The following is a 25,518-nucleotide window of genomic DNA, read 5'->3' as shown; positions in this document are numbered from 1 at the left end:
TGTGATTTTGAACTGCGTAGAGTACTTGCCCATGAAAAAACCCCCAGGAAGTCAGATTGGTGTCCAACTTTTGGGGTGCAGATCAGACTGTGGGAGGCGGCTTGCCGGCGATGGCTATGTGTCAGGCGCAGCAGGTGTAGGGGCCTTGCTGGCCTCATCGTCGGATCGCCGCCCGCAGCAAGCCGCCTCCCACAGGATTGATGTCGCCCAAGGTCTCGTGCCTGGCACCTGACTGTGGCAGGCAAGCTCTGCTGGCGATGGCCAGGTGACAGACGCAGCAGGTGCAGCGGCCTCAATGGCCCTGTCGCGAGCAGAGCGCCCTCCCATACGTTCAGCGTTCAACGAAATTTGGCTGAACTGATCGGCATTACCCCGTAGGCGCGGACAGAGCGGCAAAAACCACGTTTCACGCCGTCAATCGATCATCACGGAAATCGCGCAGCGCCTGCTCGATCTCTTCACGGGTGTTCATCACGAACGGCCCGTATTGCACGATCGGTTCGCCCAGCGGCTTGCCGGCAATGAGCAGTACCCGTGCACCTGCGGCGCTGTCGATGCGCAGCTCACCGGTGTCACCCAGTCGCACCAGGCGACTGGCTGCCACCGGCTGCGGGCAGCCGGCCACCTCGACCTGACCTTCATACACGTAGAGCAACACCCGGTGGCCCTGGGCAATCTGCGGGCTGATCTGACTGCCAGCGGGCAAGTGCAGATCAAAGTACTGCGGCTCGGTGTCCGGACGTTGCACGGCGCCGTCCTGCTGCACCTGGCCATCGTCGAAGCGGCCGGCAATCACCACCACATCGATGCCGGCGGCCGTGGTCAGGCGTGGAATGTCCTGCGGCTGAATGTCCCGATAGCTGGCATCCATCAGCTTGTGCTTGCCCGGCAGGTTCAGCCAGAGCTGAAAACCACGCATCACGCCTTCTTCCTGTTCAGGCATTTCGCTGTGGATGATGCCGCGTGCTGCGGTCATCCACTGTACGCCACCGCCCTGCAGCAGGCCGATATTGCCCATATGGTCTTCATGACGCATGCGGCCTTCAAGCATGTAGGTCACGGTCTCGAAGCCACGATGCGGGTGCGGCGGGAAGCCGGCAATGTAGTCATCGGGCTGGTCCGAGCCAAACTCGTCGAGCATCAGGAATGGATCGAACTGCTCGACGCCTGCGCCGCCGAACACGCGGGTCAGGCGTACACCTGCGCCATCAGAGGTGGGCTGGCCGTTGTGAATCGACAGGACCTTGCGAAATTGATTCATGGGGCGGTGCTCCTTGATCTTGTGACGATGCCTGCAAGGATAAATGTATTGAGTCGATAGATGAGGTTGAAATTTTTATCTGATCAATCGGCTTTTTTGATGTTTTAAGGGGCGGGTAAGGGTTTTCAATTTTTTCGGAGGACATGATTTGCTGAAATTTCCTACGGACTCTGCTGTGGCTATCCGATAGGAAGATATGTGGCTGTCTGTATATTGGTCGCTTGGGTTTGAAGGGGTTTTGAGAGTGCCTGTTTTTATGAGGTGTAAAAGTTGCGGGTTCGATTGTTCAGTGGCTTGCCGGCAGGATGTTTTTCATGATGATCACGCTTGTGAGAACAGTGCTTAAGACTTTTGATTTCAAGGGGCGTGCAAGTCGAAGGGAACTGCTGTTCTATCTTGTTTTTGTCTGCAGCGTGTACTTTCTGAATGGGGGTGTCGAGTACCCTGGTCTGTCTATGCGGGCCGAGAGCAGCGCCTCCATGAATGCAGGGTTTTGGTTGTGCATAGTGCCGTTGAGTGCGCTGATCGTACGCAGAGTCCACGACATTGGCTGCAGCGCCTGTGTAGTGCTGGCGTGGCTCGTCCCTTTCAGTGGCGTTGTGATTCATGTCTGGATGCTGATGAGTAAAGGTGACCCCGAAGAAAACTATTATGGTCTGCCGCCTCGGTATTGAAAGGGCTCAGATGAATCGCACATCACTCGATAAAAGCAGGTTGAATGAAAACAGTTATTGATGTTTATAAGCGGACGTTCGACTTTGGCGGACGATCAAGTATTCGTGAGTTCGGATTTTTTCTGATCTATTTTGTTGTCGTATCAACGGCACTTTTCATCGTCGACTATCGCCCTGTCGAGTATGGCGCTGAGTGGCACATCGGGCCTTGGGTCTTGGTGTTCATTGTCGTGAATTACTTGACCAGCCTGTCGTTGCAGATTCGTCGTCTTCATGATGCCGACTACAGTGGCTGGTATTCCCTGATCGGTTTCATTCCTTTTGTAGGACCGTTCATTTTGCTTGTGCTGGTGTTCATGCCCGGCACGAAGGGTGATAACCGTTTTGGACCAATGCCTGAGCGTTGAGGGTGCCTCTAAAAACGTGGGCGAGGCAGTCAGCGCAATACCGATGGCGGCCCAACAAAAACAGGCGCAGAACAGTCGGCGTCGCGTTCGACTTTACGCGTTGTAAATGAGCATTTTGACCGGGATCGCGCACGATCGTACTCGCGCACGAGCCTGTTTTTAACGCAGCGATGACAACGCAGGTAGTTTTTAGAGGTGCCCTTGAGTGAGCAGCGCTTACAGGACACCATGAAAAAGGCCAACCAGATCGCTCGGGTTGGCCTTTTTCATGACCGGTCGATCTACTCGGCAATCTGCAACTTGCGTGACTCGGTGTACACGTAGCGGACCTTTTCATACTCGAACGGCGAGTTCATCTGGCCATAACGGAAGCTGGTCGTGTAGCGGCGGTCGATCGCCCGCAACAACAGGATTTCCGGGTGGTCGCTGCTGACCTGGGCCACATTGAGGAAGTTGATCTGCGCTTCGGCGGCGACGTCGAAGATCAGCCCGCCTGTGTCGCGCAGGTTGGAAGGACCAAACAATGGCAGCACGATATAAGGGCCTGCCGGTACGCCATAGAAGCCCAGGGTCTGGCCGAAATCTTCGCTCTGGCGTGGCAGGCCCATCAGGGTGGCCGGGTCCCACAGGCCGGCCACGCCGATCGTGGTGTTCAGCAGCAGGCGGCCGGTGGTCTGCAACGAGCGCTGGCCCTTGAACTGCAACAGGCTGTTGACCAGGTTGGGGACGTCGCCCAGGTTGCCGAAGAAGTTGCTGACGCCGCTGCGTACGAAGCCTGGGGTGATGTAGCGGTAGCCATCGACCACCGGCAGGAACACCCATTCATCGAAACGGTAGTTGAAGTGGTAGACCCGGCGGTTCCACGACTCCAGCGGGTCGAAGACTTCCAGGGCATTGATCGAGGCACGTTCGAATTCACGCTGGTCCAGGCCCGGGTTGAACTTCAGCGCCTTGAGCGGCTGGGTAAACCCGTCGGCATCGTACCGGGGCACAACCGTGGCTTCATCCTTGGTGGCATGGGAGATGTCGGTTTTTTCGGCATGCGCCGTACCGGCAGCCAGCAGGGCGGCCAGAAGCAAGAGACGTTTAGCCACGGAAAAACTCCAGCATGGCGTCGCTGTTGACGCGGTAGTTGATGTTGCCGCAATGCCCGCCATGCGGGTACACGGTCAGGCGATCACCGAAAGTCTGGCGCAGGAAGCCCAGGTCACCTGATCCCAGGATCAGGTCATCGGCGTTGTGCATCACCGCAATCTTGCTGCTGCCTTGCAGATAATCCTTGAGGGCATACAGGCTGACCTGGTTGACCAGTTGCAGCATGCTGCCGCCGTCGGTGCGTGCGCGCCACATCGGAATCAGTTGCTCGGTCATGTAGCAGTCGAAGTCGCATTGCATGGCCCGCTTGAGGAACGGGGTCAGGCTGGTGCCTTCGGTGATCGGGAATTTCGGCGGAATGATCAGGCCGCGACGGTTGATCAGGTCCGAGGTAAAGGCGATGTCGGCCGACGAGAAGCGGAAGGAGGTGCCGATCAGCATGGCCATCTGCTCGTTGCTCAGGTGCTCACGTGACAACTGAAAGTCGTAGAGCAGGGCATCGTTGAGGTCGATGTAGCCTTTTTGCTGGAAGTAACGGGTCAGCTTGGCCAGCACCAGCTCATAGAAGGTGGTGGTGTTGTTGACGCCCTTGACCTGGGTCTGCACCAGCTTGTCGAGGTTGGACACCGAGGTGTACAGGTTGACCGGCGGGTTGAGCAGCAGCACTTTCTTGAAGTTGAAACTGCGGCGGGTTTCGTCCAGCTTGCTGACGAACGCAGCATTCAACGCGCCCAGGCTGTAGCCGGTCAGGTAGAAGTCGGTAATCGGCAGCTCGGCATTCTGTGCGCGGATGGCCTGCATGACCCGGTACAGGTCTTCGGCATCTTCCTTGGACAGGCCCGGGGTGGCATAGCGTGAGGCCGAACTCATGAAGTCATAGCTGGTGGGCGACGACAGTTGCACCACGTGGTAGCCGGCGCCGTAGTACAGCTTCTTGAGAAACTCGTTGAGCGTGCTGTTGTAGGGCGCCCCGGTGCCGGCAATCAGGAAGATCAGCGGGGCGGCGTGATCCTGTTTCGCCAGGCGGTAACGCAGTTTCTTGACCGCCCAGAAGTTGTCGGGCAGCGTGAACTCGCGTTCCGGGTGCAGGTTGAGGGTGTAATCGTCCTGATCGATATCATCATCGGCCGGCAGGTCGGGCCGCAGGTCAGGTGGCGTTGTGGCGATGGTCGCTTCGAACGGATTAGTCAGCGGATAGCCATAAGTGGCTGGATCGACGGTTTTCGCCAGGGCGGCCGTACTTATACAGAGGCCACCCAGGACTGCAGCGAAACGCAGGAGACGGAGCATGACTGAATCCCATGGAAAGAAGAGCAGGTTAGGTTCGCAGCCTATGACCTTCGGCATGCTGCCAAAGTGCCGCATCGGCAAGCGATCTTTGTAAGATGGGTGAAACGATACACGCTCCCGCGTTTGCGGAATGTAGCGATGTGCGTTTTTTTTGAGAAACGCCTTGAATCGCACAACCGCAGGTGCGGCTGGGTGGCGATCCGCTTCAGCCGAGAAAGCCGCTCAAGTCGGGCCTGCATCATCCGGGGCCCAGACGCACAAAGGGAGCCCTAAGGCTCCCTTTCCAGTGGTTTTACGTGCTCTTTTTATTTTTATAGGGCGGCCTGTTGTTGTTTTTGTCGGCTGACCCTTCACTGCATTCTTTTTGTCCCCATACGGGATCAAGAGCAAACGTATTTTTTTGAGCGCTGACCCAGCTTCAATCGACTGTCTGCACAACAGCCTGATCCAACCCGTGCGGTGCTACCTGAAGGTAGTTTTATTGTTCTGTGCAAGGTTGCGTGGTCTTCCGCAAAAGACCCGGTGAAGCCCATCGACTCCAAAAAAATCAGTTGGCTGCGTCTCTGTCCGTGTTGTTCTTGTTATGTCAGAGCCGTTACGTCTTGTTTTTATTGGGTTGCTGCTTGTTTTTGTTCTTGTTGTGCCTGAGATATAGCAGGTGCTGTGCCAACTTTTTAAAATCCTTTTAAATCAATCGCTTAAGAAAATAGTTCTCGGCAGGCAGGTCGTTTCTACCCTTGGTGTGTTTCCGTGTTACCCGTTGGCCCGTGGTCAGCGCAAGGCCCGGTAACACATTGTGTTTCTTCCTCGGGTCGGTTCGCGCAACGTTCGATAATGATCCATTCTGAAGTGCGCGCGTTGTGGCATGACCGCATGCGATTACAGGAAAGGGCGCCTCAGGCAAGCCTCGAAATACAAGGCTGTTCACGGCCTGACACCATGTTACGGCGTTGATTCTTTCGGCTTTGTCGCTGATGGCTCTGTGATGTCGTTTACCGTTGCCTGGGAGTCGCTGACAGAGCATGTCGCTTGAGCCATGGGGCAGATGATCAACAGGTCGATGCAGTGCCTCTGACTGCGCGCAAGAGTGCTTGAAACGTGAAGGACGCACATGGCCCCGTTTCCGGGCGTGGTGCGCGGCCTTGAGAACAACGTCAACGATGCCCGACCTTTGTCGGTGCAGGACTCTACCGGGGAAGTAATGATGAATATGCGCAAACTCCTGGGGGCGGGTGCCGCTCTGGTGCTGGCTGCCGGCTCCACGCTGGCCAGTGCCGAAACCAAGACCGTGAGCATCGGTTATGTCGAAGGCTGGTCCGACAGCGTCGCCACGACTTTTGTCGCCGCCGAAGTGCTCAAACAGAAGATGGGCTATGACGTCAAACTGCAATCGGTTGCCGCCGGGATCATGTGGCAGGCGGTGGCCACCGATAAACTGGACATGATTCTGTCGGCCTGGCTGCCGGGCACTCATGGCGAGTACATGACCAAGTACAAGGACCAGGTGGTCGACTACGGTCCCAACTTCAAGGATGCCAAGATCGGTCTGATCGTCCCCGAGTACGTCAAGGCCATCAGCATTGCCGACCTCAAGACCGATGAGTCCTTCAAGAACAAGATCACAGGGATCGATGCCGGTGCCGGCGTAATGCTCAAGACCGACCAGGCGATCAAGGACTACGGCCTGGACAGCTACAAACTGCAGGCCAGCTCCGGAGCCGGCATGATTGCCGAGCTGACCCGTGCCGAAAAACGCAATGAATCCATTGCTGTGACCGGCTGGGTGCCGCACTGGATGTTCGCCAAATGGAAACTGCGTTTCCTGGAAGACCCTAAAGGCGTGTATGGCGCCGCCGAAACCGTCAACAGCGTCGGCAGCCTGAGCCTGGAAAAGAAAGCGCCTGATGTGGTCGCCTTCCTGAAAAAATTCCAGTGGCAATCCAAGGACGAGATCGGTGCCGTGATGCTGGCCATCCAGGACGGCGCCAAGCCCGAGGCTGCAGCCAAGGACTGGGTCGCCAAGAACCCTGAGCGTGTTGCCGCCTGGACCGCCAAGTAAGACTTCCCCCTCTTCAAGCGGCCTGCGGGCCGCCCTGCGAAAACCATCTGGCGCTGGCGCCCGGTGGTTTTTTGCGTTTCAGGGGCAGGCCATTTCGGCCAGGCTCGCGTAATTAATGTCGTTCTAATACTAAGGTCGTCTGGAGTCGGGCCCGCAGCGGACTAAAGTAAAGTTGTGTCATATCTTCCGTGCTGCGAGGACAAAAACAATGAACGACAGCATCTATCAAACGATACAGAACAACCCGCGCTTCAAGGAGCTGGTTGCCAAGCGAGAACGCTTCGCCTGGATTCTCTCGGCGATCATGCTCGGAATCTACGCCTGCTTCATTCTTCTGATTGCTTATGGACCGCATATCCTGGGCGCCAAGCTCAGTCCTGCATCGACCATCACCTGGGGCATGCCGATCGGGGTCGGCCTGATCATCACCGCCTTTATCCTGACCGGTATCTACGTGCGCCGCGCCAATGGCGAGTTCGACGACCTGAACAACGCCGTGCTCAAGGAGATCCAGCAATGATCCGTCGTCTCCTGGCAGGTCTTGGTCTTGCAGCGTTTGCGCCCGCCTTGCTGGCGGCCGATGCCCTCACCGGTGCCGTGCAGAAGCAACCGCTGAACGTTCCGGCGATCGTCATGTTCGTGGCGTTCGTTCTGTTCACTCTCTACATCACCTATTGGGCGTCGAAGAAAAACAAATCGGCGTCCGACTACTATGCGGCAGGCGGCAAGATCACCGGTTTCCAGAATGGTCTGGCCATCGCCGGTGACTACATGTCCGCGGCGTCCTTCCTGGGTATTTCCGCGCTGGTGTACACCTCTGGCTACGATGGCCTGATCTACTCGATCGGCTTCCTGGTGGGCTGGCCGATCATTCTGTTCCTGATCGCCGAGCGCCTGCGCAACCTGGGCAAGTACACCTTTGCCGACGTCGCCTCCTACCGTCTCAAGCAGATGGAAATCCGTACCCTGTCCGCCTGCGGTTCGCTGGTGGTGGTGGCGTTCTACCTGATTGCGCAGATGGTCGGTGCCGGCAAGCTGATCCAGCTGCTGTTCGGCCTGGACTACACCGTGGCGGTGATCCTGGTCGGTATCCTGATGTGCCTGTACGTCCTGTTTGGCGGCATGCTGGCCACCACCTGGGTACAGATCATCAAGGCAGTGATGTTGCTGTCCGGTGCCTCGTTCATGGCCCTGATGGTCATGAAGCACGTCAACTTCGACTTCAACCAGCTGTTTGCCCAAGCCGTTGCCGTGCACCCCAAGGGTGAGGCGATCATGAGCCCGGGCGGCCTGGTGAAAGATCCGATCTCGGCGTTCTCGCTGGGCCTGGCGCTGATGTTCGGTACCGCCGGCCTGCCACACATCCTCATGCGCTTCTTCACCGTGAGCGATGCCAAGGAAGCCCGCAAGTCGGTGTTCTACGCTACCGGTTTCATTGGTTACTTCTACATCCTGACCTTCATCATCGGCTTTGGCGCCATTCTGCTGGTCAGCACCAACCCTGCGTTCAAGGATGCCGCCGGTGCCCTGATCGGTGGCAACAACATGGCGGCGGTGCACCTGGCGAATGCGGTGGGCGGCAGTCTGTTCCTGGGCTTCATCTCGGCAGTGGCATTCGCCACGATCCTGGCGGTGGTGGCGGGCCTGACCCTGGCCGGTGCTTCGGCGGTGTCGCATGACCTGTATGCCAGCGTGATCAAGAAAGGCAAGGCCAACGAGAAAGACGAAATCCGTGTGTCGAAGATGACCACCATGGCCCTGGCCGTTGTGGCGATCATTCTGGGTATCGCCTTCGAGAGCCAGAACATCGCGTTCATGGTCGGCCTGGCGTTCTCGATCGCGGCCAGTTGCAATTTCCCTGTGCTGTTGCTCTCGATGTACTGGAAAAACCTGACCACCCGTGGCGCCATGATCGGCGGCTGGATGGGCCTGATCAGTGCGGTGGTGTTGATGGTGCTCGGTCCGACCATCTGGGTGCAGATCCTGCACAACCCCAAACCGATCTTCCCGTACGAATACCCGGCGCTGTTCTCGATCATCATTGCCTTTGTCGGTATCTGGTTCTTCTCGATCACCGACAAGTCCAAGGCTGCTGCTGACGAGCGTGCGCTGTTCGTTCCACAATTTGTCCGCTCACAAACCGGCCTGGGCGCCAGCGGTGCGGTTTCGCACTAAAAGGTAAGCCCGCCAGAACGAAAAAAGCAGCCTCAGGGCTGCTTTTTTCATTTGGGTGGGCGTTCGCGTCAGGCGCGAATGGGCCTCACTTCTTCCCTGGATTCATATCCTGCCCAGCAGTACCAGGACCAGCAGAATGATCAGGATGGTACCGACCACACCCGATGGACCATAACCCCAGCTGCGCGAGTGGGGAAATACAGGCAGACCGCCAACCAGCAGCAAGATCAAGACGATGATAAGAATTGTACTGATGCCCATGACGAGTTCCTTCTTTCAATGGTGGAGGCAAGGATCGCCTTCAATACCTGAGCCGATAGGCATCAAGTTTGCAGGCTTCTTGAATACTCCGACCCTGGGCATTTCCGAAAGGTTCTAGGGGGCATGAATATTTTTTTACAATTTTTTAAATAGCTGTTTTTAAAAGGTTTTTTGAATTATTAGCCTGTTCGGTACTCTTCGGGGCTTTTTAATAAGTCAGCGAAATATTGAACTTGTAGGGTACTCAGGTATCTGCGTTGGCTTACTGGTTTTCGCCGACAAGGATACCCCCCGCATGTTGATCAGCCTGGCCGCCGACCTGGTGGTTGTCTTTCATTTGTTATTTATCCTGTTCGTACTGTTCGGGGCCTTGCTGGTGGCCTGGAAACCCTGGCTGGCAATCGTGCATCTGCCGGCAGCCGCATGGGGCATGGCCGTGGAGTTCCTGCACTTGTACTGCCCGCTCACACCGTTGGAAAACAGCCTGCGCAAGCAAGCCGGCGAGCAGGGCTATGGAGGCGGTTTCGTCGAGCACTACCTCATTGCGCTGATCTATCCTGCTGGTCTGACAATGTCCATCCAGCTCTGGTTAGGGGCTGTCGTCCTGGTGATCAATGTGCTGGCCTACGCATGGGTGCTCACGCGTTTGCGGCGCCGGTAGGACGTTTCCTTCAGTCCGATCCGTCTGGCTTGCAGGACATGACTGATTTTTCCTTGCCGCATTGAAGCACTGTGCCATGCACGGCACTCTGCCTGCTTACTTGATAACAAGAGAGCAGCCCTATGCTGGTATTGACGCGGGAAGTGGGTGAGACCTTTTCGATCGGCGATGAAATCACCGTGCAGATTCTCGGCGTAAGTGGCAATCAGGTGCGCTTTGGCTTCGAAGCGCCCAAGCACATCAAGATTCATCGCGCCGAAGTGTTCCGGCGCATTGCCAACACCTTGTCGCAGCCGCAGGAACGGCCGCAGTCGCCAGCGGCCTGAGGCGTGTCAGTCGAACATTTCCCGAGGCACTTCGTGACGGGCCATCAGTTGGCACTGCTGGCTGTCCATATCGAAGAAAATCACCGCCTGGCCTTTGGTCAAGGCATGCCGCACTCGCAGCACGCGGGTTTCCAGAGGCGTTTCGTCACCGTTGTCGGTGCCGTCGCGGGTCACGAAGTCCTCGATCAGGCGGGTCAGGGTTTCAGGTTCGAGTTGGTCGTAGGGAATCAGCATGGAGGGCTCTCACGGCAGGGCCGGGGATGATAGTGCAGCGCGCATCGGCATGCACCTGCCTTGCACCGCCCGGCTCGGGCCGGGCAGTGCAATGATTCGGTGACCGCTGTTTTACTCCTCGCGGCCCTGGCCGATCAGGCTGTCCACCGGGGGTACACGGGTTTCCGGTTCCATTTGCGTTTCATGTTCCAGTTGATGGCTGAAACTTTCGAGCGAGGCCTTGCCTGGCTGCGCATCGCTGGCAAATACCGGCGGGCTGAGCATGTAGGCACTGAGCAACTTGCTCAGGGCGGCCAGGCTGTCGATATGCGTACGCTCGTAACCGTGGGTCGCGTCGCAGCCGAACGCCAGCAGGGCGGTACGAATATCGTGCCCGGAGGTGACGGCCGAATGGGCATCGCTGAAGTAGTAGCGGAATATGTCGCGGCGCACCGGCAATTCATTATCGACCCCAAGACGCAGCAGATGCCGCGACAGATGGTAGTCGTAGGGCCCCCCGGAATCCTGCATGGCCACACTGACCGCGTGCTCGCTGGAATGCTGGCCGGGCGCGACCGGGGCGATGTCGATGCCGACGAACTCACTGACGTCCCATGGCAGGGCACCGGCGGCACCCGTACCGGTTTCTTCGGTGATGGTAAACAGCGGGTGGCAGTCGATCACAGGCTGCGCGCCACTGTCGACGATGGCCTTGAGGGCGGCCAGCAAGGCCGCTACACCGGCCTTGTCATCCAGGTGACGAGCGCTGATATGGCCGCTCTCGGTGAACTCCGGCAGCGGGTCGAAGGCGACAAAGTCACCAATGCCCACGCCCAGCGATTCACAGTCGGCCCGCGTTGCGCTGTAGGCGTCGAGGCGCAGTTCGACGTGGTCCCAACTGACCGGCATCTGATCGACGGCGGTATTGAAGGCATGCCCGGAGGCCATCAATGGCAGCACACTGCCACGGATCACGCCGGTGTCGGTGAACACACTGACCCGGCTGCCTTCGGCAAAGCGACTTGACCAGCAGCCAACGGGCGCCAGTGACAAGCGGCCGTTGTCCTTCACCTCGCGCACGCTCGCGCCAATGGTGTCCAGGTGCGCCGAGACTGCACGGTCCGGGCTGTTCTTGCGGCCTTTGAGCGTGGCGCGAATCGTGCCGCGTCGCGTCAGCTCAAAAGGGATGTCCATTTCCTCCAGGCGCTCGGCGACATAGCGCACGATGGTGTCGGTGAAACCGGTCGGGCTGGGGATGGCGAGCATTTCCAGCAGGACTTTCTGCAGATAATTCAGATCCGGATCAGGGATATTTGCATCAGGCATGGTGGAGGCTCCTTCGGCGCAGCGGCAAGTTTGAAGCTGCAAGCTGCAAGCAGTGGTAGGCCACTTGCGGCTTGCCGCTTGAGGCTGCAGTCAGTTATGGACGGGCAGGCTATGGGGAAACAGTAGATCAACAAAGCGTTCAGCGGTGGGTTGCGGTTCATGATTGGCCAGGCCTACCCGTTCGTTGGCCTCGATGAACACATAGTCAGGCTGATCGGCGGCCGGCACCATCAGGTCCAGACCAACCACCGGGATGTCGAGCGCACGTGCAGCGCGCACGGCGGCATCGACCAGCACCGGATGCAGAATGGCAGTGACATCCTCAAGACAACCGCCGGTGTGCAGATTGGCTGTGCGGCGCACGGCCAGGCGCTGGTCCATGGGCAGGACACTGTCGTAGTCGAACCCGGCCTCACGCACCGTGCGTTCGGTTTCTTCATCCATCGGAATACGGCTTTCGCCCCCGGTGGCCGCCGCACGACGACGGCTCTGGGCTTCGATCAACTGCTTGATGGTGTGTCGACCGTCGCCCAGAATCTCTGCCGGACGACGAATGGCAGCGGCCACCACTTCAAAGCCGATGACCACGATGCGCAAGTCCAGGCCTTCATGAAAGCTTTCCAGGATCACCCGGGTGTCGAACTGGCGGGCCCGTTCGATGGCCTGTTGCACATCTTCGATCGTACTCAGGTTCACGGCCACGCCCTGGCCCTGTTCGCCGTCCAGCGGCTTGACCACCACACGGCTGTGTTCTTCCAGAAACGCCAGGTTGTCATCGGCGTTGCCCGCGCGCTGCTGGGCCGGCAGGTTCAAGCCCGCCGCCTTCAGCGCACGGTGGGTCAGGCTCTTGTCCTGACACAGCGTCATGCTGACCGCACTGGTCAGGTCGCTCAGCGATTCGCGGCAACGCACGCGGCGTCCACCATAGCTGAGCGTGAACAGGCCGGCATCGGCATCGTCGACCTGCACATCAATGCCGCGACGATGAGCCTCTTCAACAATGATGCGCGCATAGGGGTTGAAGTCGGCCTGAGGGCCGGGGCCCAGGAACAACGGCTCGTTGATGCCGTTCTTGCGCTTGATGGCAAACGTCGGCAGCGTGCGGAAGTCCAGCTTGGCATACAGCGCCTTGGCCTGCTGGTTGTCATGCAGTACCGACAAATCAAGGTAGCTCAGGCCACGGCTCATGAAGTGCTCGATCAGATGCCGTACCAGCACCTCGCCCACACCGGGGCGGGTGCAATTGGGGTCGACCGCCAGGCACCACAGGCTGCTGCCTTTTTCCGGGTCGTGAAACGCCTTCAAATGGTTCAGGCCCATCACGCTGCCAATCACCGCGCCGGTGGTCTCGTCCTCGGCCAGCCAGTACACCGGGCCACCTTCGTGGCGCGGCGTCAGCAGGGCCGGGTCGATGGGCAACATGCCGCGGGCGATGTACAGGTTATTGATAGCCTGCCAGTCAGCCTCGTTCTGCGCACGGCGGATACGAAAGCCACGGAACACCCGCTGCGCCGGACGATAATCGCTGAACCACAGGCGTAACGTGTCGGACGGATCAAGAAACAGCTGTTGCGGTGCCTGGGCCAGGACCTGCTGCGGAGCGGCCACGTACAAGGCAATGTCGCGCTCGCCGGGCTTTTCGTTCAGCAATTCCTGGGCCAGCGCCGCCGGCTCCGGGTAGGTGTGGCCGACCAGCAGTCGCCCCCAGCCGCAGTGCAGGGCCAGTGGCCCGCCTTCGGGCTGGTTGCCGTCTTCGGCAAACTGCGCCTGCAAGCGTTCATAGGAGGGCGACTGGCGTCGCAGCAGGCGCTGGCTGTAAGTGGATTTCATCACTCAGAGTCCTTGTTCGCTCAACCACAGGTTCAGGGCCGCCAGTTGCCACAGCTTGGAGCCGCGCAGAGGTGTGAGCTGGTCCTTGGGGTTGGTCAGCAAGGTGTCGACGATCGACGGATTGAACAGCCCGCGATCCTGGCTGGGGTCAAGCAGCAGCTCGCGTACCCAGTTCAAGGTATTGCCTTCCAGGTGCTTGAGGCCCGGCACCGGGAAATAACCCTTCTTGCGGTCGATCACCTCGGCCGGAATCACCAGGCGTGCCGCTTCCTTGAGTACATGCTTGCCGCCATTGGGCAGCTTGAATTTCGCAGGCACTCGGGCCGACAGTTCGACCAGGCGATAATCCAGGAACGGCGTACGTGCTTCCAGGCCCCAGGCCATGGTCATGTTGTCGACCCGCTTGACCGGGTCATCGACCAGCATCACTGTGCTGTCCAGGCGCAGCGCCTTGTCCACGGCTGCATCGGCACCCGGCTGGGCAAAGTGATCGCGAACGAAATCACCGGCCGCATCATGGTCGAGCAGCCATTTCGGTTGCACGGTGGCGGCATATTCTTCGTAGCTGCGATCAACGAACGCGGCGCGGTAGGCCGCCACCGGGTCGCTGGCACCATCCACTTGCGGGTACCAGTGGTAGCCGGCAAACAGCTCGTCGGCGCCCTGGCCGCTTTGCACCACCTTGCAGTGCTTGGCCACTTCACGCGACAACAGATAGAAGGCAATGCAGTCATGGCTGACCATCGGCTCGCTCATGGCCCGGAAGGCCGCTGGCAACTGCTCGATGATCTCGCTTTCCTGGATGCGCAACTGATGGTGACGGGTGCCGTAGTGCTTGGCGATCAGGTCCGAATACTGGAACTCGTCGCCACGCTCGCCACCGGCATCTTCAAAGCCAATGGAGAAGGTTGACAGGTTCTCGGCACCCACCTCACGCAACAGGCCTACCAGCATGCTGGAATCGACACCGCCCGACAGCAGCACCCCGACATCCACCGCGGCACGCTGACGAATCGCAACGGCCTCGCGGGTGCTGTCCAGCACGCGACCGCGCCAGTCTTCGAAACTCAGGTTGCGCTCGTCTTCATGCGGACCATAAGGCAGCGTCCACCACACCTGTTGCTCGCTCTTGCCATCGGCATCGATCATCAGCCAGCTGGCCGGCGGCAGTTTTTCAACGCCTGCCAGCAGCGTGCGCGGAGCGGGCACCACGGCATGGAAGTTCAGGTAATGGTTGAGCGCGACCGGGTCGAGCATACCGCTGATGTCGCCGCCCTTGAGCAGCGCCGGCAGGCTGGAAGCGAAGCGCAGGCGCTTGTCGGTTTTCGACAGGTACAGCGGCTTGACGCCCAGGCGGTCGCGGGCAATGAACAGGCGCTTGCTGTCACGCTCCCAGATGGCAAAGGCAAACATGCCATTGAGCCTGGGCAGCAAGTCCTTGCCCCAGGCGTGGTAGCCCTTGAGCAAGACTTCGGTGTCGCCACCGGAATGGAACGCATAGCCCAGGCTTTCCAGCTCGGCACGCAGTTCGGGGAAGTTGTAGATCGCGCCATTGAAGGCCAGCGACAGACCGAGATGATTGTCGATCATCGGCTGCGCCGAGCCGTCGGACAGATCCATGATCTTCAGACGGCGATGACCAAGGGCAATCGGCCCCTGGCTGTGAAAGCCCCATGCGTCCGGGCCACGAGGCGCCAGTTCATGGGTGATTCGTTCAACAGCGGCAAGATCCGCTGGTTGATGGTCAAAACGCAACTCGCCTGCTAATCCGCACATAAGTCCTTACCGGGTTTCCGTTGGGGAGGTGACCGTCATGAATGCGGCCACTCAGGAACTGACCCGATGAAGAAGAAGGAGTTTTAGATCAACTAGTTATAAGCAGGATTGGCCAAGTGTTTTTTGCTGATCGAGAGACCCTCTGGGCAGCGTTCGTCATCGGGTTTCGACGGGCTTGACGGTCACTTTTCTCCCGGACAGCTTCAGGTCGATGCAGGCACAGCAGACCCTGGCAGAACTGCCAGTTTCCTGGCAGCGTTCTTCAGTTGCATGCTTGTCAATCAGGCCAGAGAACCAGGGAGCGGGTCATGGAAAGCGCGGTGACATGGACGTCATCAGGACGGATTTCTTCAGAGCGGGCGCTGAGCGCCGGTGAAAAACTGCACATCAAGGTCATCGACAGCCAGACTGAAGCCGTGATCGAGACGGTCGAGTTCGAGCCATCGGCCACCGACCTGGGGCTGTATCGCTGGCCCCATGCCCTGGCCCGACACATCAACGCCACAGCCGCATACCTGCGCGCGGGCACCCAGAGCGTCGACGGCAGTTTCATGCCTCAGTTCAGCACCTACCTGAACACTCTCTGGACCCGGAGCGCCACCTCCAGCGTGGTGCTGTCCACCGCCTGCAACCTGGCGGGCTGGGCCGACCTGGGTGAAATCCGCTCGATCGGCTCGCTGCCGACGGGGACTTCCATTGCGTGCCGACTGTCGAGCGCCAACAGTGAGGTGACCTATCAGGAGCTGACCTGGAGCATGCCCGACAGCCAGGGCGGGCGTTATGCCTGGCCTGTGCACCTGAGCCACTTCATCAATGCCTGGGCAGGCCTGCTGCGCTCCGGGGAGAAAAACCAGGACACCAAGACCATCACGCCGATCGGCAGCAGCTACCGTAATCGCCTCTGGGCGCCTGTCGGCCTGACGTTAAAGGTGCAGCGGGAAGTCGTCATGTCCGACAGCACCCGGGCGTGCGCTGCGCAGATCTATGACACCCTGGGCGCACGCCTGGCCGGCAACGTACCAGCCCCCGAAGTGATCGATGGCTGGCTGCAAGGCTTCGCAGAGGGGCGCTATCAGGATCTTGTCTATCCGCCCAACGACAAGCCGGTCAGTGATACGACTGTGTTGGCCACGCATCTGGAGCGGACCCAGCGCATCGCCGCCTATCTGTTCAAACAAGCGGTGCCGTCGCCTGCCCGCTACCTGAACAGTGCTGTCCAGGCGCTGGATTTCTATGCGACGCAGGATTATCAGACCAGCAACTGGTGGGAACGACAGATCGGCCTGGCAAGGCGGGCATGTGCTGCCGGGCTACTGCTGGCCAGGCATCTGCCGGCGCACGCGTTGATGAGCGTCTTCGTGCCGCACGCGATGAAGAACACCAGCACGTTCGATCATGTCCAGAGCGGTGCCAACCTGGCCGACTTTGCCAGTGTCCAGATCAGTTGGAGCCTGTGCGCCTGGAAGAACGGTGCAGGTGACCCGTACTTGCTCTACCTTCGCGCCGCCGCCGATGCCTTGTCCGGCTTGTGCCTGCCGGTGACGCGTGACGGGGCGGAGCACGGTAATGGCATCAGCGTCGATTATTCCATCAGTCAGCACAATGTGCTCCGTCAGGAGCGTTACTTGAGCCAGCTGTACGCTGGCAGTTACGGGGTGGTCCTGCTGTCACGGATCTTCGAGAACGTGACCCTGCTCAACGGCGCGTTTGCCTTGGCCGAGGCGTCCTTGAAGGCGTTGATCGACGTGCTGGTGCAAGGCATTGGCTGGATGGGCTACGCCCGTCACCTGGATTTTCAGGTGTGTGGCCGGGCGATCAGTCGTGGCGTCAACCTCAGCCCCGGTTACAGCGCCTGGGTCCAGGCACTGTTGCCTCACGCCGATGAGCCCGGCAGGCGGGCGCTGGAAGAATTGACCCGGCGCGCCAGCGGCGACGAATCAGCCAATCGCCATTACCTTGGCGCGCGGCTGTATTGGGTCAATGATTATCTGGCCTATCTGGGGACAGGGTTCTGCTGCTGGGCCAAGGCGGTCTCTACCCGCACGGTCGGTTGCGAGAGCGGCAACGGAGAAAACCTCAAGGGGTATTACATGGGCGCCGGCACCTGCTTTCTGAGCCGTGATGGCCTGGAGTACGAAGGCATCCAGCCAGTCTGGGACTGGCAGCGCCTGCCCGGGGTCACTGCCGAGCAAGTGCCCGGCTTCGACTTTCCGCTGATCAACTGGGGGCAGAATGCCTGGGGCAACCATGACTTTGCTGGCGGTGCATGCGATGGCGACAACGCGGTGCTGTCCATGGAACTGTCCAGGGGCAACGTTACCCATGCGCTCAAGACAGTCATCGCACTCGATAACCGGATTTACTGCATTGGCTCACGCATCAACCGTGCGCCGCAATCGCATCCGGTGATCACCAGCGTCAATCAGTGCAAGGCGCGCGGGGAGGTCCAGTACTGGGATTACCAGGGCAACAGATCCGTGTTGCTGGAGGGTGAATCAATCACCTCGTCAAATATCCATCAAGTGTTGCACGACGGCTTGCTGTACATCTTCGGCGTGCGATGGATGCCACCCAGCATTACCTTGCAGGTAGAAAAGCGCAGTGGCGCCTGGTCGCAGATCAACACCAGTGGCTCTCCGGCGCTTGTTGAACACAAGGTGTTTTCACTCTGGATCAATCATCCGGAGTACGAGAATGCCAGCTACCTGTATGAAGTCCGGCCCGCTGATGGCTTTGACTGGACGCAGATGTCCCGGTCAGTCAAAGGACCCGATATCGACGTGCATGTGATCGCCCTGGACAATCGGGTGCTGGGCACTTTCTTCAAGCCCCAGCGGCCTGATCCGGGAGGCGTTGGCGGGCGGATATTTTTCCCTGAGCAGCCTTGTTCTTACATTTACGCGCCGGGAGACACGCATTTTCGCCTGACCTGCTCGGACCCCGGCCAGACCCTCGAAACGCTGTCGTTCGTCCTGGCGGTGGATGAGCAGGGCCTGCCGGTTCGCCGCCTGGAAGTGCCACTGCCGCAGGGCGATGAAAAAGGCCGTTCGGTAACCGGTACCTACCCTCTGGCCTGAGCAGGACTGCCAGGCTCAGTAACCGGTCATTTCCAGGTAGCCGACGCCCTGTTGGCTACCACTGACGGTTACCGGGCCTTCCCAGTACGGCACGTCCAGGTCCATCCACGCCTTGGGATTGAGCGCCTCGGTGGTGATTGCCAGGTGCTTGCCGGGGATCTTGATCGACCAGCGCGTGGGCACGGCCTTGCCAGCGACCTCGGTCGTCTGCAGGGGCTCAAGCCGGATGTCGCTGGCCGCCAGGGGCTGCGACTGGCCTTCGGGGCCGATCCAGGTGCCGATCAGGTAGTGTGCGCCGTTGTCATGGCGAATGCGGTAGAGCATCAGCCGGGTGCCGTCACGCAAGTGCAGGGAAAACCAGTCCCAGCCGCGCTGATCGGCGGTCAGGGGCTGGCTGCTCCACTCGCGGTCCAGCCAGGCCTGGCCTGTGACGGCATGGTCCTGGCCATCGATCCGCAGTTGGCCCTGCACGGTAAAGAACGGCTGGCTGTAGTAATACGAAGCCTGGCCCTGCTCGGATTTGCTGCTGTAGCCCTGGTCGCCCTGGAGCACCAGCGGCCGGTCGGTGCTCAGGTGCAGGTCGTAGTCGAAGGCCGGGCCGCTGGCCTGCAGGCGCACCTGGGTCATGGGGTCGGCATGGCTGTCGGCCGGTAGCGTGCTGCTCAGCGACCAGTTGTCGATCCAGGCGCTCAAGGGCGTCAGGGTCACCCCGGCCTGGCCAATGCCGCCGCGCCCCAGGCGCTGGGTGGCGTAATGTCGGGTGGCCGAGGTCACGGCGGCATGGCCCATCCACAGGTTCGGGTCGTCCCAGTCCTGCCTGGCCGGACCGGGTTGCCCGGCACTGCGAAACAGGGTCCATTGCACGCCAAAGGGCTGGCCGCTGGCGTCCTGCAGGTTGGCGGTGATGTACCACCACTCGATCCGAAAACCCGGGTGCGGCGCGTGGTCCTGGGGGAAGACAAACCGGCGTCCGGGGGTCACCTCGGTAAAGTCGCCGGTCTGTGCGCCCAGCCCGGCAAAGCCTTGCGGGGCTGGCGCAGAGTCGTCGCAGCCACTGAGCAACCAGGCGCCGAACAGGAGGGCCAACCACTCAATTTTCACGGTCGAAGCTCCTCAGCAGGTCGCTTGGTTGACTGCGATACAGGCGCCACAGCGGCCAGGCCGAGGCCAACAAGGTGGCGAGCAGCGCCAGGGCGGTCAGGTTCAGCCATTGTCCCGGATACAGGTGCGAAGGCAGGCGCCAGCCAAAGGCCTGCACCTGGATCACGGCATTCAGGCACCAGGCCAGCAGCACGCCCAGCGGCAAGGCGGCCAGCAGGGTCAGGCTTGCCAGCAGCCAGGTCTGGCCCAGATTCAGAGCCATCAGTTGCCGGCGGGTAACCCCCAGCGCCCAGAGCGGCGCCAGTTGTCCCAGGCGGTCCTGGCTCTGGGTCAGCAGGCTGATGAACAAGGCGATACCGGCCACCCCCAGGGTCAGGCTGTTGAGTGCGGCTGTGGCGGCGAACGTGCGTTCGAACACACGGCTGGACCATGACTTGAGCTGCTGCTGATCGATGATGCGGCTGTCGTCCAGGGCAAAGTGCGTCTGCAACTGTGCGGTCAGGGCCGGGATGTCGGCAGGGGCCAGGCGCAGGTTGAAGCGGCCCGGCGCCAGGGCCGGCCAGTGCTGCAACAGGTGCCGGGCATCGACCAGCAGGTGTCCGCGGGCGTTGCCGTAGTCGGCGTAAAGACCGACGATGCGTGGCGTCCAGCGGCCCTGAGGCACCGGGATGTCGAGCGTATCGTCCACGTCCAGGTCCAGGCGCCGTGCCAGTTGTTCGCTGATCATCACCGTGTCGTCCTGTGCCAGGCGCTGCCAGGCATCGCCGGCGCCGGCGGCCAGCAGGGGCCAGTGATCGCGATAGTGCCGGTGCTCGACCACGCCGTGCAGGTCGGCCGGCCAACCCTTAAGGCGCAGGCTGACCTGCCAGTCGGGCAGTACGGCGCTGACCGCTGGCTGTTGTGCCAGCCAGGTGTAGAGGTTCTGGGCCTGCTCGGCATTACTGGTGGTGACATACAGTTCGGCGCTCAGGCGCTGGTCGAGCCAGTCACCGAACGTCTGGCGAAAACCCGAGGTCATGCCGCCCGCACCGATGCTGGCGGCCAGTGCCAGCAGCAACGCCATCAAGGCCAGGCTCAAGGCCGGCAGCTGTTGCCGGCAGTCGGCCACAAACCACTGGCCCAGCACCGACCGCGTATGCTGCAAGGCCGTACCCAGCACCGCATCGAGCAACACCGGCAGGCCCAGCGCGGCGCTGAGCAGAATGGCCGCCACCATGATGAAACCGCTGAGCAGGCTGTTGCCGGTCCAGGCCAGCAGCGCCACACCCAGTGCTGCGGCGGCCACCCAGGCCTGACGGCGCAGCCAGCGCTCATGGGCCTGACGCCAGGCCTGGGCACGCGCCAGGGCCAGCAATGGCAGACGCGCGGCGCGCAACACGCTGCTGGCCCCGGCCAGCAGCGCGCCCAGCAAGGCCACGCCCAGGCTGGTTAACCACCATGACAACCCCAGGTTCAGTTGCCCGGCCACCGGTGCGCCATACAGGCCACGCAGGCTGGCAGCCAGGTCCGGCAGCAGCCAGCCGGCCAGCAGATAGCCGCTGATCACGCCCGCCAGCCCGGCCAGCAGGGCCATACCCGTCAGCTCAACAACCAGCGCACCGATCAGCAAACGCGCACTGACCCCGCTGGCGCGCAGGTTGCGCAACAGGCCACGGCGCTGTTCCAGCGCCAGGCCGATGGCGGCGTGCACAATGAACAGGCCGACCACGAAGGACAGGGCGCCCAGGGCATCCAGGTTGAGATGAAAGCTCTTGGTCAACCGGTCCAGGTCGTCTGCCGCATCACCGTGTTGCAGCACCAGAAGGTCGGCCAGCGCGTCCGGCAAGGTCGGCTGGGTCGCCGCGAAATCCGCGCTCAGCAACAGGCGGCTGACTTGCCCGGGCATCGCCAGCACGCGCTGGGCCTGGCCGATATCGGTCAGCAGCACGCCAGGCGCCATATCTGGCCGGCCGCGTAGCGGGGGCAGTGCCTGGCCGCTGTCCGTCACCGGTTGCTGACCTTCCTGCAAGCCCAGTGCCTGCAAGGTGTCGCGGGCGATCCAGGTGACGCCAGGGGGATGTAAGAAGTCGAGTAGCTGCCCGAGGTCCTGGCGCTGGCCGGCCAGTTCCAGGTCGCGAGGGAGGGTCAAAGGCTCGATGCCAAGCAGTTGCAGGCGTTCGCCATTAAGGGTGATGCGCCCTTGCAACTGCGGTGACACCGGCCAGCCCGCCCTGCGCAGATCGACAAACACCTGCTGTGGGAACGGTGCCGCCGAGGGGCTGCTCAGCCAGCTTTGCGGTTGCGTGCCGAGCAATTGGCTGGCGCGCTGGTAGCTGTCGCGGGCCTGGCTGTTGAGGGCTTGTACTCCGGTGAGCAGGCCGGTGGCCAGCCACAGGCCGGTCAGCACGCTGAACAGTTGCACCGGGTGGCGACGCCAATGACTGAGCAAGGCGCGTAGCGTCCAATAGAGCACGGCCATTCAGCGGGGCCCGGCGCTGACCAGCCGCCCCTTGTGTAATACCACCCTATGCATCAGGTGGGCGGCAATGCGCGGACTGTGCGTCACCATCAACAGGCTGGTGGGGCTGTCGGCGACCAGCTCCAGCAGCAGCTTGAGGACTTCATCGCTGGTGGCTTCGTCAAGGTTGCCGGTGGGTTCGTCGGCCAGCAGCAGGGCCGGGCGCGAAGCCAAGGCGCGGCCGATGGCCACGCGCTGTTGCTGGCCGCCGGACAGTTGTTCGGGGTAACGGCTCAGCAGATCGCCCAGCCCCAGGCGCTCGACCAGTTGGGCCTGCCAGGCCGGATCATGGCGCCCGGCCAGGCGCGCCTGAAAGGCCAGGTTGTCGGCGACCTTGAGGCTGCCGATCAGATTGAACTGCTGGAATACCAGGCCGATGCCGGTGCGTCGCCAGTGCGCCAGGCCAGCTTCAGTGAGGCCGTCCAGGCGCTGGCCGTCGATTTCGATATGCCCGCCGTCGGCACGGTCCAGCCCGGCGACCAGGTGCAGCAGGGTACTTTTGCCACTGCCGGACTCACCCATCAGGGCCAGGGTTTCCCCTTGCGCCAGTTGCAGGCTGACGCCGTCGAGCACCTGCAACGGGCCCTGGGCGGTGGGGTAGTGCTTGAGCAGATCGACAACCTGCAACATGGCGGATGACTCGGGTCAAGGAACAGGTCAGGTCTGCCCGCACGCGCGGTTGGCGGCTACGGCGACGTCCAGCAGGCGCGGCGGTGGCAGGTGCAGGTCGTCCATCAAGGCGGCGTATTCTTCGGCATTGGCCACTTGCAGACGCGGGTTGTGGCGGCGCTCTTCACCAATGGTCGAGCAGGTCCAGCCCTTGTAGTCATGGGCCGGAAATACCAGGGTGTCATCGCCCAGGTCCAGCAGGCGTTGCAGGCTGGTCCACTGCTGACGGGCGCTGCCGTTCTGAAAGTCCGTACGCCCGCTGCCGCGGATCAGCAGGGTGTCGCCGCTGAACAGCCAGGCAGGCTGGCGACCGCGCGCGGCCAGCAGGAAGCAGTAGGAGTCGCGGGTGTGCCCCGGTGTGTGCCAGACCTTCAATTCGCGGCTGCCCAACGCCAGGCTCTGGCCGTCGTGGAACGTGAAGCTGGCGCAGGGCACCTGGCTTTCCTGGCCCAGGCCGGTGTTGCAGCCGGTGGCATCGCGCAGGTCACCCAGCGCAGTGATGTGATCGGCGTGGGTGTGGGTATCGATGGCCATGATCAGTTGCAGGTCCAGGTCCGAAAGCAACTGCAGGTAGGTGTCCAGGTGCTCTTTGACCGGGTCGATCAGCATGGCCTGGCCGTGGTCGGCCAGCAGGTAACTGTAGGTGGATGTCTGGCTGTCGAACAATTGACGGAACAGCATGCAAGTCTCCATTTTCAGCACTGTGCAGGTGTTCACCGTAGGGTGAATCACCGCTCAGGTCAAAGGTCTTGCTGCAATTGTCTGTTACAGATCGGCGCAGAATCTAACCTCTGGCCTGGCTTTTCGGCCCACGAATCAGGCTGCGCAGGGCGAACCGGTTGGGGTGGCAGGCCTCGGCCACGCTGCGCGGTACAGGCAACGGTTCGTCATCCAGCCAGGCTGCCAGCAGCTCGGCAGCCAGGGGCGTGGTGATCAGCCCGCGTGAGCCATGGCCGCTGTTGATGTACAGGCCGTCCAGCCAAGGGCAGGGCAGCGATGGCACCTGGCGGGCATCCTTGGTCAGCGCGGCATAGGTGCTGGCAAAGACCTGACCATCGGCCAGCGGGCCGACGATCGGCAGGTAGTCGGGACTGGTGCAGCGAAAGGCCGCCCGGCCTTGCAACTGCTCAAGGTCCAAATGGGCGGCATCGAGGCGTTCGCTCAGATCAGCCGAAATCTCCTCCAGCAAGTGCAGATTGCCTTGATGCTCTGCAAGGGTCGGGGCCAGGTCCTGGTTATGAAAGTCGAAGCTGGCGCCCAGCGTGTGCTCGCCATCACGCGCCGGTGCCACGTAGCCTTCGGCGCACACCACGGTACTCAGACGGTGGCTGGCGTCGGTGGCAGGCAGACGGGTGATCTGCCCGCGAATGCGCTTGAGCGGCAGTTCAGCGCTTTGCTCGAACGCTTTGATCTGCGCGGCATTGGCCAGGATCGCCACCGGGGCGCTGGCCAGTAACTGCGCGCCCGCCCAGGCTTGCCACTGGCCATCGACCCGCCGAAGTTCAAGCGCCTCATGGTGCAGCAGGGTCTGGATATTCGGGTGGGCGGCCTGTTGCTGGCACAGCGCCGGTGGATGCACCCAGCCGCCTTCAGGGTAGAACAGTCCGCCGCTGCCCAGGCCGATGCCGGCCTGCTGCTCGGCTGCCGACTGATCCAGCCGGTGCAGCAGCGCTTCTGGAAAGGCCTGGGCCAGTTGCGCCTGGCGCTGCGCTTCCTTGGCATCGAAGGCCAGTTGCAACACGCCGCAGTCATTCCATTCATGACCGCGCTGCAAGCGCTCCAGCAGGCGGCGCGTATGGCCGAAACCGCTGAGAATCAACTGCGACAGGGCCGTGCCGTGGGCCGACAACTTCAGGTACAGCACGCCTTGCGGATTGCCCGAGGCCTCGCCGGCCAGAGCGTCATGACGCTCAAGCAGGCTGACGTGCCAGCCACGCATGGCCAGGCTGCGGGCGGTGCTGCAGCCGGCCAGGCCACCGCCGATCACCAGCGCATGACGCTCACCGGGCAGGCGGGGTGGGCGTGCAAACCACGGTTTGACCGCTGCCGGCGGTGTGGTTTCGGCCGGCCAGCCGGCGAATGTGCCGCGCATGACTTCCCACTTGTGGCCGATGCCGGGGATGCGCTTCATGGCAAAGCCGGCCGCCTTCAAGGCGCGTCGGACCCAGCCGGTGCTGGTGAAGGTGCCCAGGGTGGCCTGTGGCGCCGACAGTCGGGCCAGTTCGGCAAACAGCGCATCGTTCCACATGTCCGGGTTCTTCGCCGGTGCGAAACCGTCGAGAAACCAGGCATCGATCTGCCCGTCCAGTTGCGTCAGCATCGCGTGCGCATCGCCGATCAGCAGCGTCAGCGTTACGCGCGCATCTTCGAACACCAGCCGCTGGAATCCCGGGTGGATCGCCACGTACTGCGCCAGCAAGGGTCCGGCTTGGGCGGTCAGTTCCGGCCACAGGTCCAGGGCACGTTGCAGGTCGGTCCGGCTCAGCGGGAATTTTTCGACGCTGATGAACTGCAGGTGCGCATCCGCCGGGGCGCATTCATTAAACAATTGCCAGGCGCAGAGAAAATTCAGCCCCGTGCCAAAGCCGGTTTCGCCGATGACCAGGCGTCCACCCGCCGGCAGTGCCGAAAAGCGCTCGCGCAGGTTGTTCTGGATCATGAACACGTGTCGGGTTTCTTCAAGGCCTGCGCCGGTGGCGAAGTACACATCGCCAAATTCGCTGGAGGTGGGGTTGCCATGTTCATCCCAGACGATCTGGGCGTGGTGCAAAGGGCGGGTCATGTCGGGCTCGGTCACGGGGCAGGCAGAAAAACCGCTGC

Annotated in this window: 21 protein-coding genes; 8 read left to right on the top strand and 13 right to left on the bottom strand. The window is 61.2% G+C overall.

Annotated features, from left to right (window positions below; genetic code table 11):
• Positions 1-406 precede the first annotated feature (406 nt).
• Positions 407-1,261 carry a pirin family protein gene (locus tag DGA31_RS23115; protein WP_109514099.1) on the bottom strand — a complete coding sequence of 285 codons (855 nt, stop codon included), beginning with the start codon at positions 1,259-1,261 and terminating at the stop codon, positions 407-409.
• Positions 1,262-1,575: 314 nt separating this feature from the next.
• On the opposite strand from DGA31_RS23115, the gene DGA31_RS23110 reads away from it, so the two are divergent.
• Together DGA31_RS23110 and DGA31_RS23105 are read left to right on the top strand one after the other, a co-directional pair.
• A complete protein-coding gene (locus DGA31_RS23110; protein ID WP_161959221.1) occupies positions 1,576-1,935 on the top strand; it encodes a DUF805 domain-containing protein in 360 nt (119 codons plus the stop codon).
• Between the two features lie 44 nt (positions 1,936-1,979).
• On the top strand, positions 1,980-2,342 hold the full coding sequence (locus DGA31_RS23105; protein WP_109514097.1) for a DUF805 domain-containing protein: 363 nt from the start codon (positions 1,980-1,982) through the stop codon (positions 2,340-2,342).
• 281 nt (positions 2,343-2,623) lie between these two features.
• Here the strand turns inward: DGA31_RS23105 and DGA31_RS23100 are convergent, their stop codons facing one another.
• Together DGA31_RS23100 and DGA31_RS23095 are read right to left on the bottom strand one after the other, a co-directional pair.
• The gene (locus DGA31_RS23100) at positions 2,624-3,436 is read right to left on the bottom strand and encodes an MlaA family lipoprotein (protein ID WP_056835241.1); all 813 of its coding nucleotides are present in this window, start codon (positions 3,434-3,436) and stop codon (positions 2,624-2,626) included.
• On the bottom strand, positions 3,429-4,727 hold the full coding sequence (locus DGA31_RS23095) for an alpha/beta fold hydrolase family protein (protein ID WP_056835372.1): 1,299 nt from the start codon (positions 4,725-4,727) through the stop codon (positions 3,429-3,431). The genes DGA31_RS23100 and DGA31_RS23095 overlap by 8 nt, the downstream gene beginning before the upstream one ends.
• A 1,204-nt stretch (positions 4,728-5,931) precedes the next feature.
• On the opposite strand from DGA31_RS23095, the gene DGA31_RS23090 reads away from it, so the two are divergent.
• The 3 genes from DGA31_RS23090 (at position 5,932) to DGA31_RS23080 (ending at position 8,961) form a co-directional block, all read left to right on the top strand.
• A complete protein-coding gene (locus tag DGA31_RS23090) occupies positions 5,932-6,786 on the top strand; it encodes a glycine betaine ABC transporter substrate-binding protein (RefSeq protein ID WP_056835374.1) in 855 nt (284 codons plus the stop codon).
• Between the two features lie 208 nt (positions 6,787-6,994).
• Positions 6,995-7,306 (top strand): DUF485 domain-containing protein, encoded by a 312-nt coding sequence (locus DGA31_RS23085; RefSeq protein ID WP_109514096.1) that lies wholly within the window; start codon positions 6,995-6,997, stop codon positions 7,304-7,306.
• A complete protein-coding gene (locus DGA31_RS23080; protein WP_056835247.1) occupies positions 7,303-8,961 on the top strand; it encodes a cation acetate symporter in 1,659 nt (552 codons plus the stop codon). Before DGA31_RS23085 ends, DGA31_RS23080 begins: the two co-directional genes overlap by 4 nt.
• Positions 8,962-9,063: 102 nt before the next feature.
• Here the strand turns inward: DGA31_RS23080 and DGA31_RS23075 are convergent, their stop codons facing one another.
• A complete protein-coding gene (locus DGA31_RS23075; RefSeq protein ID WP_082481286.1) occupies positions 9,064-9,222 on the bottom strand; it encodes a DUF3309 family protein in 159 nt (52 codons plus the stop codon).
• Positions 9,223-9,517: 295 nt separating this feature from the next.
• On the opposite strand from DGA31_RS23075, the gene DGA31_RS23070 reads away from it, so the two are divergent.
• Entirely contained in the window at positions 9,518-9,883 is a 366-nt protein-coding gene (locus DGA31_RS23070; RefSeq protein ID WP_109514095.1) for a DUF2784 domain-containing protein, read from the top strand.
• Positions 9,884-10,005: 122 nt separating this feature from the next.
• Entirely contained in the window at positions 10,006-10,209 is a 204-nt protein-coding gene (gene csrA / locus DGA31_RS23065) for a carbon storage regulator CsrA (RefSeq protein ID WP_056835250.1), read from the top strand.
• Positions 10,210-10,215: 6 nt separating this feature from the next.
• Here the strand turns inward: csrA and DGA31_RS23060 are convergent, their stop codons facing one another.
• From DGA31_RS23060 to DGA31_RS23045, 4 genes are all read right to left on the bottom strand, one after another.
• Complete coding sequence (locus DGA31_RS23060; protein ID WP_056835252.1) at positions 10,216-10,443, bottom strand: YheU family protein; 228 nt, start codon at positions 10,441-10,443, stop codon at positions 10,216-10,218.
• Positions 10,444-10,554: 111 nt separating this feature from the next.
• Positions 10,555-11,748, bottom strand: coding sequence for an osmoprotectant NAGGN system M42 family peptidase (locus tag DGA31_RS23055; protein ID WP_056835254.1), 1,194 nt, complete (start codon positions 11,746-11,748; stop codon positions 10,555-10,557).
• Positions 11,749-11,838: 90 nt separating this feature from the next.
• Positions 11,839-13,578 carry an N-acetylglutaminylglutamine synthetase gene (gene ngg / locus DGA31_RS23050; RefSeq protein ID WP_056835256.1) on the bottom strand — a complete coding sequence of 580 codons (1,740 nt, stop codon included), beginning with the start codon at positions 13,576-13,578 and terminating at the stop codon, positions 11,839-11,841.
• Positions 13,579-13,581: 3 nt separating this feature from the next.
• Positions 13,582-15,354 carry an N-acetylglutaminylglutamine amidotransferase gene (locus DGA31_RS23045; protein WP_056835258.1) on the bottom strand — a complete coding sequence of 591 codons (1,773 nt, stop codon included), beginning with the start codon at positions 15,352-15,354 and terminating at the stop codon, positions 13,582-13,584.
• A 308-nt stretch (positions 15,355-15,662) separates the two neighbouring features.
• Here DGA31_RS23045 and DGA31_RS23040 point away from each other — a divergent pair, with 308 nt between their 5' ends.
• Positions 15,663-18,431: a polysaccharide lyase family 8 super-sandwich domain-containing protein gene (locus DGA31_RS23040; protein WP_161959220.1), complete on the top strand. Its 2,769-nt coding sequence runs from the start codon at positions 15,663-15,665 to the stop codon at positions 18,429-18,431.
• Positions 18,432-18,446: 15 nt separating this feature from the next.
• Here the strand turns inward: DGA31_RS23040 and DGA31_RS23035 are convergent, their stop codons facing one another.
• From DGA31_RS23035 to mnmC, 5 genes are all read right to left on the bottom strand, one after another.
• Positions 18,447-19,532: a lipocalin-like domain-containing protein gene (locus DGA31_RS23035; protein WP_109514094.1), complete on the bottom strand. Its 1,086-nt coding sequence runs from the start codon at positions 19,530-19,532 to the stop codon at positions 18,447-18,449.
• On the bottom strand, positions 19,522-21,990 hold the full coding sequence (locus DGA31_RS23030; protein WP_109514093.1) for an ABC transporter permease: 2,469 nt from the start codon (positions 21,988-21,990) through the stop codon (positions 19,522-19,524). Before DGA31_RS23030 ends, DGA31_RS23035 begins: the two co-directional genes overlap by 11 nt.
• On the bottom strand, positions 21,991-22,659 hold the full coding sequence (locus DGA31_RS23025; RefSeq protein WP_109514092.1) for an ABC transporter ATP-binding protein: 669 nt from the start codon (positions 22,657-22,659) through the stop codon (positions 21,991-21,993).
• A gap of 27 nt (positions 22,660-22,686) precedes the next feature.
• The gene (locus DGA31_RS23020) at positions 22,687-23,379 is read right to left on the bottom strand and encodes an MBL fold metallo-hydrolase (protein ID WP_056835267.1); all 693 of its coding nucleotides are present in this window, start codon (positions 23,377-23,379) and stop codon (positions 22,687-22,689) included.
• A 103-nt stretch (positions 23,380-23,482) separates the two neighbouring features.
• The gene (gene mnmC, locus DGA31_RS23015; protein WP_109514104.1) at positions 23,483-25,480 is read right to left on the bottom strand and encodes a bifunctional tRNA (5-methylaminomethyl-2-thiouridine)(34)-methyltransferase MnmC2/FAD-dependent 5-carboxymethylaminomethyl-2-thiouridine(34) oxidoreductase MnmC1; all 1,998 of its coding nucleotides are present in this window, start codon (positions 25,478-25,480) and stop codon (positions 23,483-23,485) included.
• Positions 25,481-25,518 lie beyond the last annotated feature (38 nt).

Source organism: Pseudomonas ovata, assembly GCF_003131185.1.
GTDB lineage: Bacteria > Pseudomonadota > Gammaproteobacteria > Pseudomonadales > Pseudomonadaceae > Aquipseudomonas > Aquipseudomonas ovata.
This window is presented reverse-complemented; position numbering and strand designations above follow the sequence as displayed.